Below are 17,656 nucleotides of genomic sequence, written 5' to 3' on the forward strand. Positions count from 1 at the left end.
TTAAAAAAAATAGGTCAATTTCTTATTTATTTGATCCATTAACCACCAAAGTATAAGTGTTAAAAAACAAATAATAGGATATTTTAATAGCCAATCATAAAATCCTTGTTCGGGCAATAATTCATTTACCATTCTTATAGCATACGGATGACATAAATAAATACCTAAAGAGAGTGTAGCTGGTATTGTTTTTTGAATGAACGATTGGTGGGATTCATTTATCCAATAAAAAGTCAACATACTTAGCAAAGGAAGCGTTAAAAGAAAATCCATTGCTTTAACCTTATATCTATAATACATCCCTACTTCTATTAATAATATAATCCATAATGGGATAAATAGCCATTTGCATTTGGTTATCTCATTTTTCCATTTATCATACATAGTCCCAATCATCATCATAGGTAAAGCAAAAAATAAATAGTTACGCGTTGTTCCTATTATTTTATACAAAAACATAAGGTCTAAACGATTTGATTGAATTCCTATTTGAAAACTGTAGCCTACTATGAGTAGAAACAGTATTAACTTCGTTTTTATCGCAGTACTTAAATTTCGTAAAAGATATAACAAACCTACCGCTATAGTTGTGGCTAATAAATACCATAAATGCCAATAACCGTAAATAAGTTTTAAAATCATATCTGATTTAGAAAACCAACCTAAATTATAAAATCGGATTAAGTCAGGTAAATAAATGAATTGCCAAACCACATATAACAATAAAATTCGCTTGGTATACTTCCACAAATAAGGTTTATCATTTAATTTATTTCGCAAAAAATAACCTGAAATTAAAAAGAATGTAGGTACAGCAATTCGAGTTATACCACTGGCAATTTCATAGGAAATTAGTCCTTCTATCCCTGTTTCTTTAGATACAGGAAAAATATGTAACGCAATGACTAAAAAAGCCATTATTATTTTCAGTACATCAAGATTATTATTGCGCATTTTTATATCTAAAATAATTGTAATACAAAAACCAAACTAAGTTTTTAGATCGTAATTTAGTTTAAAAAAATGATATTTAAAATTCATTTACTTCAATTACTTCTCCTGCTTTCAACCCCTTCAAATTAACATTTCCAACTCTCACACGGACTAATCGCAAAGTAGGGAATCCAACTGCGGCCGTCATTTTACGTACCTGACGAAATTTTCCTTCGGTAAGTGTAATAGATAGCCAACTAGTAGGACCGTGGCGTTCGTGGCGTATGCGTCGACCTTCGCCAATGAAATCAGGTAATGTCTCTAGGATTCTTGCTTCACAAGATTTGGTAGTATAACGAACACCCTTTACTCCTATTTCTACTCCGTTTTTCAGTTTTTCAATAGCTTGGGGAGTTACAACACCATCTACTTGGGCAAAATATTCTTTTTCGATGGTTTTACTTCGTACAATTTCGCTCATCATTCCGTCTGTGGTGAGCAATAACAATCCTTCAGAATCTTCATCTAACCTTCCTATTGCCATCGTACCTTCAGGAAAATCAAATAATTCGCCTAGCTTTTTCTTATTTCGTTTTTTCTCGTAAATAAATTGGCTTAAATAGCCGTGGGGTTTATGGAGTATAAAATGACGGTGTTCACTCATAAGGCAAAAATACAACAAAAGACCTAAAGGTTTTTATACAAGTTTTTCAAGTTTTTTTACATGATTCCAAAGACACAGTGTTAATAATTTATGTTCTTTTGTTTTTAAATAATTCTTAGAACGAAAATCCTTTATCAATGGTATAAAAAAATTACATCTAAAATCAATACATTACTTCAAAAATCATAATAACTTATTCATCTAAATTAACACAATATTAATTGTATAAAAACGTTTTTAATATGCAATAAATAGTATCTTTGTATGCTAAGACTCAAACAATACAAATGAACTTCAAATATTTTAAATACGGTTTTTTTGCGGTTTTTGGTTTATGTTCCATTTCTGAATTATTACCAAAATCTAAAAGCACGAATACAGCTATTTTTTCATATTGGAATAACGTAAGTGTTCTTTTCAAAAAGATTTTTGATGAACAAGCAAAAGAATTACAAAGAAAATAAAAACCATGGTTTAGAGCATTCGAAAGGCAAGTTACTTTTGAGTCAAACTTATGAAGGACAATTACCTTCTCCAGAAATGATGGAAAAATACAACCAATTAGATCCTACCTTTGCAAACAGGATACTAATTATGGCTGAAAGGGAACAAATTCATCAACATTCAATAGACAAAAGAAGTCAATTTGGAATCTTATTTTCCATGATAATTGGTATGTTTTTTGCTTTTTCAAGTGTATTAGTTATTTCATATTTAGTATATTTATGTATTACAAAAGACTACCCTAAAACAGCCGCAACAATTGCTGTAGGAGTTATAGTAGGTATTGCAGGAGTATTTCTATACAAAAAAAATGCTTCTAAAAAAGAAGATTTATAGTCCTATTTAACGAATTAACTTAACAATAAAAACAAATAAAGTTATAACAATAGACCACACAATTATTCTTATGTTATCAATATTATTGTAATATTATTCACTCCTTTTAACAATTCTCTTCTTAAGTCCCATAAATGAATTGTAACTTCCTTTGATTTTCTGAAAATCTGATTGAATTTCATTTTTAAATAGAAGATTACTAATTATACTTTTTACCCTAGTTTTTTTTCAGAAAGCCTACACCTACGATAGATTCATTTTACTAACTACCCTATTATATACAATTATTATTACTTAAAAAAACAAACTCCAAAATAATAATAACTTCACACACAACCCCTCTTAGTTCTTCACAAAAAAACAAACAAAAACTTAAAAACAAATTCCTAAATTTACAACAAAAAAACAAAACCATGTCAGACACACTTATTGTACTAGCCACATTCATCATTGCCTTAGGAATAGGAATTTATTTGGGAAAAATCATTTTTTCGGCTTCGGCTAAAACTACAACCGCTACTTTTGAGGAAAAAATTAACGGATTACTTTCCCAAATTGAACAATTGAAATCACAATTTCAGTCAGAAAAAGGGACTTGGGAAAAACAATTATCGCAACTTAATCATGAAAAAGATGCTATTCGGAACGAAAAAGAAGCCCTTGCGATTCAGCTCTCCAAAAAGGAAGTTGATTTTGATAATTTACTCGAACGAAATAGAGAACAAAAACAAGAAGTAGCACAACTGCAAGAAAAATTCACGAAAGAATTTGAAAACCTTGCCAACAAGATATTAGAAGAAAAATCAACTAAATTTACTGAACAAAATAAAGAAAACATAAAAAATCTCCTTTCGCCATTACACGACAAAATCCAAAACTTTGAGAAAAAAGTGGAAGACACTCACAAAGAGAGTATTGATTATCACGCAGCATTACGCCAACAAATTTTAGGTTTGCGCGAAATGAACGCACAAATGAGTAAAGAAACCCTCAATTTGACCAAAGCACTAAAAGGCGATAGTAAAATGCAAGGTAACTGGGGCGAACTTGTACTGGAGCGCGTACTTGAAAAATCGGGTTTAGAAAAAGGGCGCGAGTACGAAGTCCAACAAAGTTTTACTAACGACGAAGGGCAACGCTTGCAGCCCGATGTAGTAATTAATTTACCTGATGGTAAAAAAATGATTGTCGATTCTAAAGTAACGCTTACTGCTTATGAACGTTTTGTAAACGAAGAAGATGAAACTCTAAAAGAGCAATACCTAAAAGAACACGTCCTTTCTTTAAAGCGTCATGTAGATCAACTGGGCGAAAAAAACTATCATGATTTATATAAAATAGAAAGCCCTGATTTTGTGCTACTTTTTGTTCCTATAGAACCCGCTTTTGCCATTGCTTTACAGGAAGATGCCACTCTTTACAACAAAGCTTTTGAGAAAAATATTGTAATTGTTACCCCCTCAACCCTTTTGGCTACACTAAGAACTATTGACAGTATGTGGGCTAACCAAAAGCAACAGGAAAACGCTTATGAAATTGCCCGTCAAGCGGGAGCTTTATATGATAAGTTTGAAGGATTTGTTCAGGATCTTATCAAAATTGGAAAACGTATGGATGAAGCTAAAAATGAGTATTCAGGAGCTATGAATAAATTAGTTGAAGGCAAAGGGAATTTAATTACCAGCGTTGAAAAACTCAAAAAAATGGGAGCTAAAGCTAAAAAATCACTTCCTGAAGCCATTATTAATCGAGCAGAACAAAATGAAAATAACTTAATAAACTAATAATTGTATGTTAAAAAAAATTCTTTTACTCAGCCTTGGTACTTTTGCTCTTTGTTTTGCTTTGTACTTTGCTCTTTTGTACTATGCTACTTATAGCGAAGGCACTCGTACCGGAGAATTAATTAAATTCAGCAAAAAAGGTTATATCTTTAAAACGTGGGAAGGCGAATTAAGTCAAGGCCTTTCAGGAAACAAAATTTTTGCTTTTTCGCTATTGGATAGTGAAAACAGCACCATTCAAAAATTAAAAAATCTAGAGGGACGTTATGTAAAAGTAACTTATATAGAACGTTATAAAACATTTCCTTGGTGGGGAGACACCACTTATTTCGTAACCGATGTAAAAGAGGAAAAATCTCCTATATTTAACCGATAGTTTTCATACTATAAAACTAATTTACAGGCAGGAATGATATGTTATTTTTTAAAAAACGCATAATTATATTCTTTCTTCTTTTCTTTTTTATATGCTGTCATAAAACTGAAATAGAAGAAATTAATCAGACAACTAAGGTAAACGACATAACTAATTCATCAAGTATAAAATTAAATTTTTTAGATGATTTTATTTTCCCTTCAAATCAGTATTTTCAAAATTTATTAATTGGTGGTTTATCTGGTATAGATTATGATTTTGAGAAAGATCGTTACTATATTGTTTCTGACGATCCTAATACCCCTCGTTACTATATTGCCAATATAGTAACTAAAAATAACACTATTAGTAAAACTGTTTTTACTGACATGATTCTTTTTGATACAAAAGAAAATTTTTATTCTTCTCGGTTTTTAGACTTAGAGAGTATCGTTTTTACAAACAATCAAATAACGTTATCATCAGAAGGAAGCATTTATGGCAATCAAAAACCAAGTATTTTTAATTCCGATGAAAAAGGACATTTTTTATCCGATTTTTCTATCCCTCCTATTTTTTTACAAGAAACTAGGCATAATGGTTCTTTTGAATCCTTGACAAAAAGTGTAGATAAACAAGGTATATGGAGTGCAAACGAATTACCTCTTAAAACAGATGGATCAGAACCAGATTATAAAACAACAGATTCTCCTGTTCGATTTACTTTTTATGATTTTAATACAAAACAAGCTACAAAAGAATTTGTTTATGAATTATCTCCTCTTACCAAACCTAGAACAGGAAGCGGAGACATAAATGGTGTATCTGATATTTTAGAATACAAAAAAGATCATTTTTTAGTAATAGAAAGAGCCTTTCAAAATGAAAATATTGTAAAAATATTTGAAGCTTCTATTCATTCAAACACTACAAATTCATTAAACATAAAAAGCTTAAAATCAGAAAAGTATGTTCCTATGAAAAAAGAATTGGTTTTGGATTTTAATGACATAAAAAAACATCTAAAGCAATCTAAAATAGATAATATTGAAGGTATCTGTTTTGGAAAAAATTTACCCAATGGAAATAGAACAATTTTGGTTATATCAGATGATAATTTTCAACAATTTGGCCCACAACTCAATCAATTTATTTTATTTGAATTAATTGAAAAATGATTTTAAGATAACTTTATATAATGAATACCCTCTTTAAAACCGTAAATGACTCTAGAATAGTTATTTCAGAACTCATGTTACCATCACACACTAACTTTAGTGGTAAAATACACGGCGGCTATATTTTATCTTTATTAGATCAAATTGCTTTTGCCTGCGCTTCTAAATTTTCAGGACATTATTGTGTAACTGCATCAGTAGATACTGTAGATTTTTTAGCTCCAATAGAGGTCGGCGAATTAGTAACTCTTAAAGCTTCTGTAAATTATGTAGGTAAAACTTCTATGATTGTAGGGATACGAGTAGAAGCTGAAAATATACAAACAGGCTTTGTTAAACATTGCAATTCATCTTATTTCACTATGGTTGCAAAAGATAAAACAGGGCAATCAACACCTGTTCCAGGTCTTATTCTTAGTAATTTTGAAGATGTTAGGCGCTTTTATAATTGTATCAAAACAATCTCTAATAGAAAAGAAAAGCAACAACACGAAGATCATTTTAATTATAAAAGCCCTGAAGCTCTAGCTCATCTATCAGAATACAACGTAGAGGTTGATTTGAAATAAGTAAAAGAAACTTTTCTAAAAAGTAATATTTAAAAGATTTAATTTTGTTACTACTTTAGTAGTCTAGTAGGAAGAAGAATCAAACAAAATTAGACAAAACAATATCAGACTTTTAGAAAAGTTTCTTTTTTTACAATAATATTAAAACACTCTTACTAAATTAAATCCAAAGCTAATTTCTCCTTTTGCCCAATTACCTGCTGTTCTACCTAGATAACCTGTATCGTGCATGGCATTCGCATTGGTAAAAAACATTTGAAATATGTGTCCCCCTGTTTCTAAATCTACTCCAACTGAAAGAGGATCTCTAAAATTTGAATTTTTAATTCTATTCAAGTGTGCTGCATAATCTACATTTAAAGAAAATCGTTTACTTAACTTATAACGACCTCCCATACCTACTGCAAATTGTGCGTTTTTTTGCTCGGGATTAAGAACTACATTTTCATAAAAAAAAGTAGGAGCTAACTGTAATGTTAGTTGATCGTTGAATTTTCTTGACACTAATACTTGCGAATTATAAGAAAGTCGATGTTTAAATTCTAATAAGGGATAAGCTTCTTTTTTCATAGCCGAATTAATCGCCAAAGCATTATATCCTACTATTGTAAAAGGAAATCCTTCTTTCTTTTGGCTTATAATTTTATATTTTATTCCCGCATCATAAGTCTTAGCAAAAGTGCTTCTTGAAAAATGCAACGTGACATCATCTGTTAACCCATAAACCATTTTTAGTTGAGTAGTAGCTCCATCTAACCCAAAAAAGTTTTCAAACCCTGAGTTCAAAAAACCAAAACGGTGAGAAACAATAAAATATAAATCTCCTTTTGATGCCAATTTTGTTGACTCTAAATTCACAATCTTTAAAGATTTAAATGCTGATTCAACGACTTCTGAGTCGTTATTTTCTACTCCTTTTAACAAATCATCTTGTGCCTGCAAATTATTACTTAACACAATAGAAAATCCTAATAAAATTTTTTTTAACATACTTTTTAGTTTTTTAACATCTAAACATCAAATAAATAAATTATTTTTGCTGTCATTTGTATAGACAAATATATAAATTTAATAACTAAAATCACTTATTATGAAAAAAACATTTCTGTTTTTAAGCTTTTTAACAATCAGTTTAGCAAGTTGTTCTAAAGACAATGAACCTTCTATTTCAGGTCCTACCACTACTACTACTACTACTGGAGCTAAATTAACTTATGAAGCAAACGCTAAGGCTATTTTCACAAATAACTGTGTAGGTTGCCACCCTGCTTTTGCTTCATACAGTGGTGTAAAAACAAATATTAATAACATCTTAGATAGAATACAAAGAGATGGAGCTGGAGTTATGCCTCGTTCAGGAAAAATGCCCCAAGTTAACATTGATATTATAAAACAGTGGCAAGCTGATGGCTTATTAGAAAAATAATTTTTTTAAAGTAGCTAAAGAAGCACACTTCCCCCTAAAGTGTGCTTGCAAAAAAGTTAATTTAACGATTCAATACTATTAAAACTACACAAATAAGTTATGAAAAAACTATTTTACTCCCTAATTTTACTTATCAATTTACACTCTTGGTCTCAAGAAAAAAGTATAGCAAAAAACGGAGTTATAACATTTGAGGCATCTGTTGCCACTTTTGAAGAAATAAAGGCTACAAGTTCCTCTGCTGTATGTGTTTTAAATTCTAAAACAGGAGATATTGCCTCGGTCATAAACATTAAAACTTTTAAGTTTAAAAACAGCTTAATGCAAGAGCATTTTAATGAAAACTATATGGAAAGCGACAAATTTCCTAAAGCTATTTTTAAAGGAAAAATAGAAAATTACAACACTTATAATTTTGATAACCAAACAAAAGTTCAAATAAATGGTACTTTTGAAATTCACGGAAAATCAAAAAATATGACGGTACCTGCTTTTTTAAAAAAAGAAGGGAACAACTATATTCTTATAGCTAACTTTATTTTAAAGCCAGAAGAATTTAATATTGAAATACCTAGTGTTGTTGGCTATAAAATTGCGAAATCAATAGAAGTATCTACTACTTTTAAACTATTAGGTCAATAAAACCTTATATTCATTTTCTTTCTTAGTTATATCTCAACATTTTCAAATTGGTTTAATCGGTCTATATGTAAAATAGTTGAGGTAAAACTATTATTATGTTCGTACATAGGTTTAAATTTTGCGCCATATACGACTTCATCAAATGTATAAGAAGTTCTTTTAACAACGTTATTACTAAACATATCATCAAAAGCTTTTAAAAAAACTAATACTTCTCCTTTTCTTGATTTAAAATCTTTTTCAGAAAATCCATAAAGAGGACTATTTTCATTAATGATATGTACTAGCGTCCAGCTGAGTGTTAAAACATTTACATGATCGTACTCAAGTTCTAACGGATAAAATTTATTAACCCATTTCCCCTTTTCCTCTACTTTAAGACCTAACGTTATTTTTGCTACGGCATCTGTTAGAGTTGTATTTTTAAAAGGAGCCACTCTCATCATTAGTGCTACTCCTCCTTGAAAAGGAGTAATCAATGCGTGGTGAGAAAATTTTAAATAAGCTCTAGGTTTACTAAACCTACCATACAACAAACCTGTTGCCAAAGCAAAAGCTAATAACCCCATAAGAGCTTCTACAGATGCAATTGCACTAGTCAAAAAACCTTCTGGGTTTATATGACCATATCCTACTGTTGTAAAAGTTTGTGCGCTAAAAAAATAAGCCTGTCCAAACTTTTCTAATTCATTTATAGCACTAATTCCATTCAAATGTTCTACTCCTATTATGTAATATATAGAGGCAAAGAAAAAATTAATAATTACAAATACGGCTAATATTATAAGATGAAATTTCCAAATGGGTAATTGCAAGAGAGTATGAAACCAACTAATTTGATCAAATAAAGGAATTCCTTTTTTTACAACGTTAGCCGATCCGTCTTTACTAACAAAACGGCCTCCATAATTTTCAGGATCTGAGCCAAAACCAGTATGTTCATCTGTTGTAAACTTCTTTATTCTCCTTCCAAATACTGCCATCATTTTTTTTTCGTAAATTTACCAATATATTTTATAAAAACATTGACTGTGAAATTAACTAAATTATTCCAATCTTTTTTTGAGAGTGAAAAAGCTAGTGGTATTATCTTAATATTTTGTACTTTATTTTCTATTATCATAACAAATTCAACTTTTGGGGAAAGTTATTCTCATTTGTGGCATATTAAAATTGGTTCCTTTTCAATAGAACATATTATTAATGATGGTTTGATGACTATTTTCTTCTTAATGATAGGTTTAGAGTTAGAGCGTGAAATTTATATTGGAGAATTATCAAAAATCAAAAATGCGCTACTTCCCATCTTAGCTGCTTTAGGAGGAATGCTTATTCCTGCTGGAATTTACTTTCTGACTAATCAAAATACCCCTTATACAAATGGAATTGGGATTCCTATGGCAACTGATATTGCTTTTGCCATTGGTATTTTATCTTTATTAGGTAATCGAGTTCCTATTTCTCTAAAAATATTTCTAACAGCTCTAGCTGTAATTGATGATTTGGGGGCTATAATAGTTATTGCTTTATTTTATTCAACGGATTTAAATTGGATGAACTTAGGTATTGCTTTAGCAATATTTTGTATCCTTTTAGTAATGAATAGGATAAAGTTTTATAAGCTCTGGCCTTATTTAATCTTAGGAGTTGCAATGTGGTATTTCATGCTACACTCAGGAGTTCATGCTACCATTACAGGTGTTTTACTAGCCTTTGCTATTCCTTTTGAGGATGGAACAGAGAATACGATTTCTTATAAATTAGAACATATATTGCATAAACCTGTTGCTTTCTTAATACTTCCTATTTTTGCTTTGGCCAATACTGCTATTGTGCTTTCATTTGATCGTAATCAGGGCTTATTACCAAGTTATGGATTAGGAATCATTTTAGGGTTAATTATAGGAAAACCTCTAGGAATTACTTTTTTTTCTTGGTTATCTGTAAAATCAAAATGGGCAAAATTACCAAAAGACCTAAACTGGAGTACCATTTTTGGTGCAGGGATATTAGGCGGAATAGGATTTACAATGTCTATTTTTATAGATTTATTAGCTTTTACAGATGCTACGACGATTAACAACTCTAAATTATATATTATTATTGGATCCTTATTAGCAGGAATTATAGGTTTGTTTTACTTGAAAACCGTATTAAAAAAGAGCCTCAAATAACGAGCTACTATTTGTATCTCATTTATTTTTATTCATTAAATAAAAATTGCTTCAACTGATATTAATGATGTACTATAGTTTAACAACTTTCTTTGGTATTATTTTATACTAGGATCGTTTACTTTTAACCCAATTATATCATTTAAACTTTGTTTTTTAAAAAAAATAATACATCTACAAAAATTAGTGTTAGTTCTCGATGTGCTTCGCATTCAAACTAACGATGATTTCAATTATATACTCAACCGTCTATTCGAGTTGTTTTTAAAATTTAAAAAACGTATCGAAAACTTTACTTTTTAATCCAGTATATTTTAAGTTTAAATGGTATAAAAAAACAGCTCTTCTTTTTAAAATCAAAAAGTAAGAGCTGTTTAAAAAACCTTATCCCTCTTATTTTAAGAGGTTTTTCTTTTAAAAAATCAAGGTTTGTTTTTTCAAAAAACAAAAAAGACTGTCTATCTAGTAAATAAGTAAAAAATCAAATTTTTGTCAATCTTTATAAAAGAGGATTAATTAGTATTGATGATTATTTCATCTATTCGAACAAATAATCTATTCTCGTTTTAATCGACTAGAGTTAAACATCAAACGGAAATTCTAGATAACAAATTAGGTATATTTCAGACAGTCTTTTAAAAATTAGAGTTAAGCAATAAATATAATCTATAATCTGATTATTCATAATTTTAAGAACACATAATGAGACTGTGCGGAATGGAAGGTTTTCCAGCTTAGTTAAAACAGTAACTGATTAAAATCAATCACAAGAACAAAACATTTTTGTGCACAACCCAAACTTATAACAATTACAGCTGGAAAACCTAACCATTTCAATTATAAAAACAGAAATAAAGCACTATATAACTAATTATCATGCAACATTTTTAGATCTTTTAAAATAGTTTCATAAGCTAAAATTGCATTTATAATGTTATTTTTATCAGCAAAAGGAGTAATTGATTTTTGACAACTTTCTGTCTCTAATATAAAATTCTTAATAGCCTCATGTTGTTTGTCTAAAAACTTTCCATATCCTGAATTTTCGGGTATTCCTATATCTTGCATAGATATACCAGCTTTATTCGTTAAGGCAATAAAAGGAATTCTATTAGCTAAAACGCGAATTCGTTCTAAATATAGTTCTACTAATCCTCCTTTTTGCATTTCTTCTAGTTCTCTTTTTTCGTAAAATTTAGTAACACGTGCTGTTGGATCAATTATACTTTTTGAAACATTTTTACTCTGAGCATTCAAATTATTACAAAATGTTAAAACAAAAAAAGTCAAGGTTAAAATCTTCTTCATTTTATTAATACTTTTACATATCACAAAAATAATAAACCTTTATTTTAACAAAGTTGACCATCGTCAATATTTAAATAAAACTATTTTTCATGAGTTTTGATATAACAAAGTATACCTTTAGGAGTCATGAACTTCTTAAAGATGTGAAACCTAAATTTTTACAAGAATTAGAAGCCAATAAATCAATTGAAAACCATTTCAAAGGAAATATTCTTTACGAAGAAGGTACAGAAGCTAAAGCTGTATATAGATTAATAAAAGGAAAAGTAAAGATAGAGCAACTTAATCAAGATGGAAAAACTAGAATTGTATATATCTTCGTTGAGGGGGAGTTCTTTGGATTTAGACCGTTATTGAGTAATGAAAAGCATCCTGTGACTGCTATTCTACTAGAAGACAGTCAAGTAGAAGTTTATGAAGGAAATAAATTCATTGAAATTACTAAAAAATCGCCTAATCTTTCATTTAACTTGGTTCAAATTTTAAGTTTCGAATTTAATGTTTGGATTAATTTGATTACTTCACTTTCTCATAAATCAGCAAAAGAAAAAATTGCTTTAATTTTGCTCATTTTAGATGAAAAGTATAGGACAGAAAAGGAAGAATATGAAATATCTTATGACAAAATCAGACATAGCCAAATACTCTGAAACATCTGAAGAAACGGTCGTTAGAGTAATTAGCTTTTTTGAATCTGAAGGTATTTTAATCAACCATAGCAGAACAATAAAAATCATTAATATCAAATTACTTTCAATTCTGTCAGAAGGATTTTGATTGAAATTTCCTTAATTAATCAACAAATTTTTAAAAGTCAACCTATAATTTTCTAAAATTTTAATTTTATCTAAAATTCCATAAAATGTATTATTCTTTAGCACAACAATACTCTCTATTTCCTTACTATCTAATTTATTCATTATTTCGTCAATGTCTTCATTAATATCAATTACTAAAAAATCACTTGACATTATTTCTTGTACTTTTGTAAATTTAACCTGAAAAGAATTGAATAAGATTTTTTTTACAAGATCATAATACACAATTCCTATTACCTTTTGTTCTTTATTTAGAACTGGAAAAATGGTTTGTTTACTATCCGATATTATTTCTATGATTTTATCCAACAAATCTTCTGGCGATAGTGTTTCAGCTTTTACATTTATCAACTTTTGTACTTCGATACTTTGTAGTACATTTTTATCTTTATTGCTTGTAAAAACATCTCCTGAGTTAGCTAACATTTTTACATCCATAGAATGTTCTTCAAAACGCTTAGAAACCGCATAACTGACAGAAGAGACAATCATTAGAGGAATCATTAAGTCGTATCCTCCTGTAATTTCGCCAATCAGAAAGATAGCTGTAAGAGGAGCATGAAACAGTCCACTAAGTATACCTGCCATTCCCACTATCGTAAAATTTGTTACAGGTAATTGAGAAATCCCTAATATATTGATTGTTTTGGCTACTACAAACCCTAAATAAGATCCCACAAATAATGATGGAGCAAAATTACCTCCATTGCCTCCGCTTCCTAAAGTAATTCCTGTGGCTATAGATTTTATAAACACAATAACTCCGATAAAAAGAATCAGAACCCATTTTTCATTTTTAACACACTCTAATAAGGTATTTTCTAAGAGTATTTCAGGATGTGATGTAGATAAAATTTTTATACTTTCATATCCTTCTCCGAATAAGGTTGGAAAAAAGAAAATTAAAACCGCTAAAATTAATGCTCCAAAAATAGCTTTTGCATAAATTCGTTCTGAAAAGTGGTTAAAAAAATGTTCTATTTTCCTAAATGTGCGGGCATGATAAACAGAAACTAAACCTGCCAATACTCCTAATAAAATATAAAAAAACGTATTTGAAAAATTAAATGCTTGTACTTTTTGGAAACTCAAAATAACCTCACCACTAATAACTATTTTACTTACCAAAGCCCCCGTTGCAGCTGAAATCATAATAGGAATAAACGCAGAAATGGAAATGTCTGCCAATATAACTTCAATAGTAAAAAGGACTCCCGCAATAGGGGCATTAAATGCTGCGCCTATACCAGCTGCTACTCCACAGGCTAATAATAATATTCTATTATTTTTGGACAAAGAGTATTTTTGTGCATAATTAGATCCAAATGCAGCCCCTGTAATAACAATCGGACTTTCTAGTCCTGCTGATCCTCCTAATCCAACTGTTAAAGAACTGGTCATAATTTGAGCATACATTTGCTTTCTAGGTACAATTCCTCCTTTTTTTGCAATAGAATGCAAAATTTTTGCACTTCCTTTTTCTATACTTCCTCCCAAAAATCGTTTGATTACAAAAACTGTTAAAATCAAACCAATAATAGGCAACATACTATTAGGGTAGGGTAATTTTAAGTATTTATTAAGAAGATTAGCCCAAATAAAAACTTTGTGAGCAAAGGTTTTAAGAAAAATTACAGCCAAAGAAACTGAAATTGCTATCGCTACACTGGATAAATATAAAAAATTGCGTTCAGAAAGCATTTCTTTTGCTTTAAAAAAGAAATATTCTAAACGAGCAAAAAGGGTTCTGAAAAGAAGTTGGATTTTAGCTGAAATTCTCCTTGGCATAATTTAGTTTATAGTATGCCAAATATAAATAATAATAAGCAAAACATTTAATAAAAAGCAAGCTGCCCCAAAAGTCATTTAATTTTATTGAGTCTTTCTCCCTCTATTCTACCTAAATAAGCTTTTATAAATGATTAAAAAGTAAATAGTATAACGCTAAAGGATTCTACTTATTGAATTGTTAAAGTATAGACTATATTTTTAAATATTGTTTTTTGGACAGCTTTCTTAAAATTTTATTTTGTTAAATACATTTTTCTTCTAGAGTATAATTCGTAAAACTGATCGTCCTTTAAATCATCAATAAATAAGATACTTTCTCCTGTTGATTTCATTTCGGGACCTAATGCTTTATTAACTCCTGGAAACTTATTGAATGAAAATACAGGTTGTTTAATAGCAAAACCGTTAAGTTTGGGATTGAATGCAAAATCCGTCACTTTTTTATCACCTAACATGACTTTAGTAGCATAGTTTACATAAGGTTCACCATAAGCTTTTGCTATAAATGGTACGGTACGCGATGCTCTTGGATTAGCTTCTATAATATAAACGGTATCTTCTTTTATAGCAAACTGAATATTTATCAAACCTACTGTTTTTAATGCTTTTGCTATTTTTTCAGTATGATCTTTTATTTGCTGCATTACAAACTCACCTAAATTAAACGGCGGTAAAGTTGCATTACTATCCCCTGAATGCACTCCACAAGGCTCAATGTGTTCCATAATTCCTATTATGTACACATTTCCATCTGCATCACAAATAGCATCGGCTTCTGCTTCTATAGCGCCATCTAAATAATGGTCTAACAACAATTTGTTATTTGGAATATGTTTTAAGATTTCAATAACGTGTTCTTCTAGTTCTTGCTTATTGATTACAATCTTCATCCCTTGTCCTCCTAATACATACGAAGGACGTACTAATAATGGAAAATCTAATTCATCTGCTAATTTGACTGCTTCTTCAGCATTTTCTGCTACTCCAAACCTAGGGAATGGTATCTCTAAGTCCGTTAATAATTCTGAAAAGCGTCCTCTATCTTCAGCTAAATCTAATGCGTCAAAACTTGTTCCTATTATTTTAACACCATATTTACTTAATTTTTCAGCTAATTTTAGAGCGGTTTGTCCACCTAATTGCACAATTACGCCTTCTGGTTTTTCATGACGAATAATATCATAAATATGTTCCCAAAACACAGGCTCAAAATATAATTTATCAGCTGTATCAAAATCTGTAGAAACTGTTTCTGGATTACAATTAATCATAATAGTTTCATACCCGCATTCTTTAGCGGCTAAAACACCGTGTACACAAGAATAGTCAAATTCAATACCTTGTCCAATTCGGTTAGGTCCTGAACCTAAAACTACAATTTTTTTCTTATCAGAAACTACACTTTCGTTATGTACATATTTTGTACCATCTGCTTTTTCTATCTCTGCTTCAAAAGTAGAATAATAATAAGGTGTTTGTGCTTTAAATTCAGCTGCACATGTATCTACTAACTTGTACACACGTTGAATATTCATTTCTTCTCTTAGTGTATGTACTTGACTTTCTAAACAACCTAACATGTGTGCTATTTGGCGATCACCGTATCCTTTTTGTTTTGCTTCAAGTAATAGTTCTTTTGGCAAAGTATCTAATTTGTATTTAGAAATTTCTTTTTCTAATAAATACAAACCTTCGTATTCTTTCAAGAACCACATATCTATTTTTGTGATTTCATGAATTCTTGATAATGGAATTCCCATAGCAATTGCGTCGTATATAACAAATACACGATCCCAACTTGCATGGGTGAGTTTTTCTATAATTTGTTCATAATTTTTATATCCTTTACCATCTGCTCCTAAGCCATTACGCTTAATCTCTAAAGATTGTGTGGCTTTGTGCAATGCTTCCTGAAAAGAACGCCCAATCCCCATTACTTCCCCAACGGATTTCATCTGTAAACCTAATGTTCTGTCTGATCCTTCAAATTTATCAAAATTCCAACGAGGAATTTTTACAATGACATAATCTAATGTGGGTTCAAATAGAGCTGAAGTTGATTTTGTAATTTGATTTTGTAATTCATCTAACGTATAGCCTAAAGCTAATTTAGTAGCAATTTTTGCAATTGGATACCCTGTTGCTTTTGAAGCTAATGCTGATGAGCGAGATACACGAGGATTAATTTCAATGGCAACAATATCTTCTTTTTCATCTGGAGAAACGGCAAACTGGACGTTACACCCCCCCGCAAAGTTACCAATGCTACGCATCATGTGCATTGCCATATCACGCATTTTTTGGAAAGTTGTATCGGACAATGTCATGGCCGGTGCTACTGTAATACTATCTCCTGTATGGATTCCCATAGGATCCATATTTTCGATAGTACAAATAATTACAACGTTATCGTTTTTATCGCGTAATAATTCTAATTCGTATTCTTTCCATCCTAAAAGAGCTTTATCAATTAGTACTTCATGTATAGGTGAAGCCTCTAAACCACGAGTTAATAAAGCATCAAAATCTTCCTTTTTATGAACGAAAGCAGCTCCTGTTCCTCCTAATGTAAACGAAGGACGGATTACTAATGGAAAACCAAATTCTTGTGCAATTTCTTTTCCTTTTAAGAAAGAATTAGCTGTTTTAGCTGGTGCTTGTGGAATCCCTATTTTATTTAACAAATCTTTAAATTGATCTCTATCTTCGGTAATATTGATAGCATTTACATCTACCCCAATTAATTTTACACCAAAATCTTTCCAAATACCTTTATCTTCTGCTTCTAAACATAAATTTAAAGCTGTTTGTCCCCCCATAGTTGGAAGTACTGCATCAATTTGCGGGTGTGCTTTAAGAATTTCGATAATTGATTTTGTTGTTAGCGGTTTAAGATAAATATGATCTGCCATAGAAGGATCCGTCATAATAGTTGCGGGATTAGAATTGATTAAAATTACTTCAATTCCTTCTTCTCTTAATGAACGGGCAGATTGAGAACCTGAATAATCAAATTCACAAGCTTGACCAATGATAATAGGTCCTGACCCAATAATTAAAACCGATTTAATAGAGTTGTCTTTTGGCATTTTGTGTGTTGTTTATGCTGTTAACGAGCGGTATTAGTGTATTCTTTTTTATTTTTCAAATAATTTAGAAAGGTGCTTTCTAAAT

General features: G+C 30.1%; 18 protein-coding genes. 11 read left to right on the plus strand and 7 right to left on the minus strand.

Annotated elements, in window-relative coordinates:
* Positions 1-954, minus strand: coding sequence for an acyltransferase family protein (locus ACUXZJ_RS15285; RefSeq protein ID WP_060382809.1), 954 nt, complete (start codon positions 952-954; stop codon positions 1-3).
* Between the two features lie 76 nt (positions 955-1,030).
* The gene (locus ACUXZJ_RS15290; protein WP_060382810.1) at positions 1,031-1,597 is read right to left on the minus strand and encodes a pseudouridine synthase; all 567 of its coding nucleotides are present in this window, start codon (positions 1,595-1,597) and stop codon (positions 1,031-1,033) included.
* Between the two features lie 287 nt (positions 1,598-1,884).
* On the opposite strand from ACUXZJ_RS15290, the gene ACUXZJ_RS15295 reads away from it, so the two are divergent.
* The 6 genes from ACUXZJ_RS15295 to ACUXZJ_RS15320 all read left to right on the plus strand — a co-directional run bounded on the left by ACUXZJ_RS15295 (position 1,885) and on the right by ACUXZJ_RS15320 (position 6,323).
* Entirely contained in the window at positions 1,885-2,061 is a 177-nt protein-coding gene (locus ACUXZJ_RS15295; RefSeq protein ID WP_158447596.1) for a hypothetical protein, read from the plus strand.
* Positions 2,030-2,437, plus strand: coding sequence for a DUF2335 domain-containing protein (locus ACUXZJ_RS15300; protein WP_060382811.1), 408 nt, complete (start codon positions 2,030-2,032; stop codon positions 2,435-2,437). Before ACUXZJ_RS15295 ends, ACUXZJ_RS15300 begins: the two co-directional genes overlap by 32 nt.
* A 413-nt stretch (positions 2,438-2,850) precedes the next feature.
* Positions 2,851-4,221 (plus strand): DNA recombination protein RmuC, encoded by a 1,371-nt coding sequence (gene rmuC / locus ACUXZJ_RS15305; protein ID WP_063743123.1) that lies wholly within the window; start codon positions 2,851-2,853, stop codon positions 4,219-4,221.
* Between the two features lie 7 nt (positions 4,222-4,228).
* Complete coding sequence (locus ACUXZJ_RS15310; protein WP_063743124.1) at positions 4,229-4,597, plus strand: hypothetical protein; 369 nt, start codon at positions 4,229-4,231, stop codon at positions 4,595-4,597.
* Between the two features lie 38 nt (positions 4,598-4,635).
* Positions 4,636-5,754: an esterase-like activity of phytase family protein gene (locus ACUXZJ_RS15315; protein ID WP_081248733.1), complete on the plus strand. Its 1,119-nt coding sequence runs from the start codon at positions 4,636-4,638 to the stop codon at positions 5,752-5,754.
* 20 nt (positions 5,755-5,774) lie between these two features.
* Entirely contained in the window at positions 5,775-6,323 is a 549-nt protein-coding gene (locus ACUXZJ_RS15320) for an acyl-CoA thioesterase (protein WP_014165133.1), read from the plus strand.
* A gap of 141 nt (positions 6,324-6,464) precedes the next feature.
* On the opposite strand, the gene ACUXZJ_RS15325 is transcribed toward ACUXZJ_RS15320, so the two are convergent.
* Positions 6,465-7,313 carry a DUF5777 family beta-barrel protein gene (locus ACUXZJ_RS15325; RefSeq protein ID WP_063743125.1) on the minus strand — a complete coding sequence of 283 codons (849 nt, stop codon included), beginning with the start codon at positions 7,311-7,313 and terminating at the stop codon, positions 6,465-6,467.
* 100 nt (positions 7,314-7,413) lie between these two features.
* Here ACUXZJ_RS15325 and ACUXZJ_RS15330 point away from each other — a divergent pair, with 100 nt between their 5' ends.
* Entirely contained in the window at positions 7,414-7,749 is a 336-nt protein-coding gene (locus ACUXZJ_RS15330) for a hypothetical protein (protein ID WP_063743126.1), read from the plus strand.
* 99 nt (positions 7,750-7,848) lie between these two features.
* Entirely contained in the window at positions 7,849-8,391 is a 543-nt protein-coding gene (locus ACUXZJ_RS15335) for a YceI family protein (protein WP_063743127.1), read from the plus strand.
* A gap of 26 nt (positions 8,392-8,417) precedes the next feature.
* Here ACUXZJ_RS15335 and ACUXZJ_RS15340 read toward each other — a convergent pair whose 3' ends face one another.
* Positions 8,418-9,377 (minus strand): ion channel, encoded by a 960-nt coding sequence (locus tag ACUXZJ_RS15340; protein ID WP_335338724.1) that lies wholly within the window; start codon positions 9,375-9,377, stop codon positions 8,418-8,420.
* Between the two features lie 45 nt (positions 9,378-9,422).
* Between ACUXZJ_RS15340 and nhaA the strand changes: the two genes are divergently transcribed.
* Positions 9,423-10,565, plus strand: coding sequence for a Na+/H+ antiporter NhaA (gene nhaA / locus ACUXZJ_RS15345; RefSeq protein WP_060383867.1), 1,143 nt, complete (start codon positions 9,423-9,425; stop codon positions 10,563-10,565).
* Positions 10,566-11,432: 867 nt separating this feature from the next.
* On the opposite strand, the gene ACUXZJ_RS15350 is transcribed toward nhaA, so the two are convergent.
* Positions 11,433-11,873, minus strand: a complete 441-nt coding sequence (locus ACUXZJ_RS15350; protein WP_060382817.1) for a hypothetical protein — start codon at positions 11,871-11,873, stop codon at positions 11,433-11,435.
* A gap of 89 nt (positions 11,874-11,962) precedes the next feature.
* Between ACUXZJ_RS15350 and ACUXZJ_RS15355 the strand changes: the two genes are divergently transcribed.
* Positions 11,963-12,523 carry a Crp/Fnr family transcriptional regulator gene (locus ACUXZJ_RS15355; RefSeq protein WP_446195429.1) on the plus strand — a complete coding sequence of 187 codons (561 nt, stop codon included), beginning with the start codon at positions 11,963-11,965 and terminating at the stop codon, positions 12,521-12,523.
* On the plus strand, positions 12,492-12,650 hold the full coding sequence (locus ACUXZJ_RS15360) for a helix-turn-helix domain-containing protein (RefSeq protein WP_446195431.1): 159 nt from the start codon (positions 12,492-12,494) through the stop codon (positions 12,648-12,650). Before ACUXZJ_RS15355 ends, ACUXZJ_RS15360 begins: the two co-directional genes overlap by 32 nt.
* 11 nt (positions 12,651-12,661) lie before the next feature.
* Here ACUXZJ_RS15360 and ACUXZJ_RS15365 read toward each other — a convergent pair whose 3' ends face one another.
* Positions 12,662-14,479: a chloride channel protein gene (locus tag ACUXZJ_RS15365; RefSeq protein WP_081078419.1), complete on the minus strand. Its 1,818-nt coding sequence runs from the start codon at positions 14,477-14,479 to the stop codon at positions 12,662-12,664.
* Positions 14,480-14,715: 236 nt separating this feature from the next.
* The gene (carB, locus tag ACUXZJ_RS15370) at positions 14,716-17,571 is read right to left on the minus strand and encodes a carbamoyl-phosphate synthase large subunit (RefSeq protein ID WP_060382819.1); all 2,856 of its coding nucleotides are present in this window, start codon (positions 17,569-17,571) and stop codon (positions 14,716-14,718) included.
* Positions 17,572-17,656: the final 85 nt, after the last annotated feature.

It is taken from the genome of Flavobacterium sp. TN-1, from assembly GCF_052828645.1.